General features: G+C 61.5%; 3 protein-coding genes and 2 pseudogenes. 2 read left to right on the plus strand and 3 right to left on the minus strand.

The window, feature by feature from the left end:
- Positions 1-51 precede the first annotated feature (51 nt).
- Positions 52-474, plus strand: a pseudogene (locus AX681_RS09895) (efflux RND transporter permease subunit); the annotation flags it as partial.
- Between the two features lie 22 nt (positions 475-496).
- Positions 497-886: a copper-binding protein gene (locus AX681_RS09900; protein ID WP_066665038.1), complete on the plus strand. Its 390-nt coding sequence runs from the start codon at positions 497-499 to the stop codon at positions 884-886.
- 126 nt (positions 887-1,012) lie between these two features.
- Here AX681_RS09900 and AX681_RS09905 read toward each other — a convergent pair whose 3' ends face one another.
- The 3 genes and pseudogenes from AX681_RS09905 to AX681_RS09915 form a co-directional block, all read right to left on the minus strand.
- Complete coding sequence (locus tag AX681_RS09905) at positions 1,013-1,351, minus strand: hypothetical protein (protein WP_066665034.1); 339 nt, start codon at positions 1,349-1,351, stop codon at positions 1,013-1,015.
- A 103-nt stretch (positions 1,352-1,454) separates the two neighbouring features.
- Positions 1,455-1,814: a hypothetical protein gene (locus AX681_RS09910; protein ID WP_066665036.1), complete on the minus strand. Its 360-nt coding sequence runs from the start codon at positions 1,812-1,814 to the stop codon at positions 1,455-1,457.
- A 419-nt stretch (positions 1,815-2,233) separates the two neighbouring features.
- Positions 2,234-2,680, minus strand: a pseudogene (locus AX681_RS09915) (MAPEG family protein); the annotation flags it as partial.
- Positions 2,681-2,756 lie beyond the last annotated feature (76 nt).

Genomic DNA, 2,756 nt, shown 5'->3' on the forward strand with positions numbered 1-2,756 from the left:
ATGAGCTTAATGCACTAACAAACCAATCGGTCCACTCGGTGGGGGCAGACCACGCTGCCCTTCGCGCTCACCGGCGGTTTCTGGATCCTCTACCTGCTCGGCTACCACCAGTCGGTCGCGACCGGCGTCGGCTTCATCGCGCTTGCCGGCGTCGCCGCCGAGTTCGGCGTTGTGATGCTGATCTACCTGAAGGATGCCCTCCAGGCGCGGGGCGAGCAGCCCTCGCGGGAGGATATTGCCGAGGCGGTCCGCGAAGGCGCGCTGCTCAGGGTCCGGCCCAAGGCGATGACGGTCGCCGTCATCATTGCTGGCCTCCTTCCGATCCTGGTCGGATCTGGCGCGGGCTCGGAAGTCATGAGCCGTATCGCGGCGCCCATGGTCGGCGGGATGCTGACCGCACCGCTCCTCTCCATGTTCGTCATCCCCGCCGCCTATCTGCTTCTGAGGCGGGGATCCCTTCACACCAAACCATGAAGCACCACGAAAGGAGACTATGATGAAATTGCATGCACTGACCGTTCTCGGCCTCACCGCCGCGCTCGCCGCCTGCGGCTCCAAGACCGAGTCCAACGAGACGGCCGCCACGAACACGGCGTCGCCTGCGGCTACGGAAACCAATGCGATGGCGGACGACATGGGCAAAATGGAGATGTCGCCTACCGCCAAGATGGCCAAGGGCACCGGCAAGGTGACAGCCGTCGACAAGAGCGCCGGGACCATCACGCTCGACCATGGCCCGATCACCGAGGCGAACTGGCCGGCGATGACGATGGCGTTCAAGGCAGCGCCAACCCTGATCGACAGCGTGAAGGTGGGCGATCAGGTGAATTTCGAGCTGAAGCTCGACGGCAATGCCGGCGAAGTGACGGCCATCGAGAAAAAGTAGACCGTCGCTGAACTTTCGGGAGGCACCGAGGAGCACCTCCCGAAGAGTTCCGGCAAGTTGGAACAGGCAATGTTCGCCGATCCATGATCGACGGCGAGGGCAAGTTAGCCCCTCGCCATCACTTCATCAGCAGACATCGCGCCCATCGACCCAAACGCGGACCGGTCCCTGCATGGGCGCACGCGGACCATATTGCGGCCGCATCCGCCACACATAACGGCCGGTCTCGCCAGTGTAGGCTGGATCGCATTCCGGTCCGCCTTTGCCTGTCCACTGTTTGCGCTCGTCGCCGACCTTCTTGCAGACCCGCGCACTCAGCGGCGCACGCGGACCAGGTGCCTGGGGTTGCCACTCGCATTTGATGGTCGCCGGTTTCTCGACATCTGCTTGTGCCCATACCGGGACAGGGACGCCGACGAGTGTCGTGAATGCGGCCACCGCAGCGCCGAATATCAAGGTCTTCATGATTCCTCTCCTTGGACTGATAGTGCCTTGGACGAACTGGCGCCGAAGCACTGGACAGCGCACCGCGCAGTCCAGTGCTGGGAAGGGTTCGCCTGGCGAATTATCAGGCCAAGGAGTTGGGTGGATGTTGTTCGGGCTGGGTCGATCGTCCCTCTATGGACGAGGTTGACGGCCATGCCAGAGAGCCGGCGTCGATCATCGTTTCTGCCACTACGGGCTGTCCAACATGGAGCATGAACGGCATCGCACAGCAGAGGCCAGCAACGCACGCGAGCGTCATCCGGTCACAGGGAACCGATTTGTCGCTATCGCCCTGCATCATGCCGACGCAATCCATCGGCATGGTCGCCGGAGCCATTGCCTCGATAGCCGCCGTGGCGGGGCTTGCAGCAATCGCCACCGTCTGCCCGAAGAGCCCAAGCAAGGCGGCTATGACCAGCACGATTTTCAGTGCTCGCCTCATATGAATATTGTCTGCTTCTCGTCGCCCTGCGTCAAGCGCTGACGGCCTGCTGTCCTCGGTGAATGAAAGGGTTCGCGCCGCGTTGCGAGATGCTGGGGGTAGCTCAAGCTGCCCGCGGGTTGGGTTCGATCCCGTTCGTGCAACGACCCGGCAGATTAGGACCTATGCACATTTAAGCGAGGTTTCGCATTTCCTGTTGTCGTCACGCATCGAGCACAGGCGGCGCATGGGAATCGAAGCTTCAGCGAATGTGGGTCGCCCACATATCGCCGTTGGGTATCTCACGGCGCATAATAGAGCTTGGACGCCAAGGAGAGAAACGATGCCTGCCAACTGCATGGAGATGATGAGCGGTGGTAGCAGACTGATGATGATCGGGATGGGCCTCATATGGCTGCTGGTCATTGTCGTGCTTTTGCTCACGACTGCGGCTCTTGTAAAATATCTGCGATCGGGGCCGCGCTAGCCTCAAGTCGCCGATGACCCCGAAAGCGACCGAAAAAGAATGAGGCGATCGCCCAGCCATAGGCGCCGATGGTCGGAACAACCGTCGTCACGACACCGAATGCCCGTGCACCGGCGCCATGGGGATACCCGCGCAGAAAAGTGAACCGTCCGATCGCAAAGAGGAAGACGGCGCCAGGTATCAGCGCGAGCAACGGGCCGCTGATCAAGGTTGCAAGCGCCAGATGAGCGCCAACGGCGGCCACCGCCTGTTCGAGCGTGTTCTGAAGGAAGGCGACCTGGACAGCAATCGCCGGACTCGGCGGAGCAAAGGCGGAGCCGGGATTGTCGATGGCAGAATGAAAGCGTCCCCTCGACACCATCCTGACTCCGATAATGATCCAGATCAGAACGAAGAGGTCTGCCTGAAGCGCGAAGGCAAGGCTGGTCTGCCCCCACCGAGTGGACCGATTGGTTTGTTAGTGCATTAAGCTCATC

Origin of the sequence: Sphingomonas sp. CCH9-E2 (assembly GCF_001557215.1) — a bacterium.
Taxonomy (GTDB): Bacteria; Pseudomonadota; Alphaproteobacteria; order Sphingomonadales; family Sphingomonadaceae; genus Sphingomonas.

What these genes read in the sequence shown, in the direction of transcription:
- AX681_RS09905 (WP_066665034.1), bottom strand. Translation starts at nt 1,351, where the DNA reads ATGAAGACCTTGATATTCGGCGCTGCGGTGGCCGCATTCACGACACTC.
- AX681_RS09910 (WP_066665036.1), bottom strand. Translation starts at nt 1,814, where the DNA reads ATGAGGCGAGCACTGAAAATCGTGCTGGTCATAGCCGCCTTGCTTGGG.
- AX681_RS09900 (WP_066665038.1), top strand. Translation starts at nt 497, where the DNA reads ATGAAATTGCATGCACTGACCGTTCTCGGCCTCACCGCCGCGCTCGCC.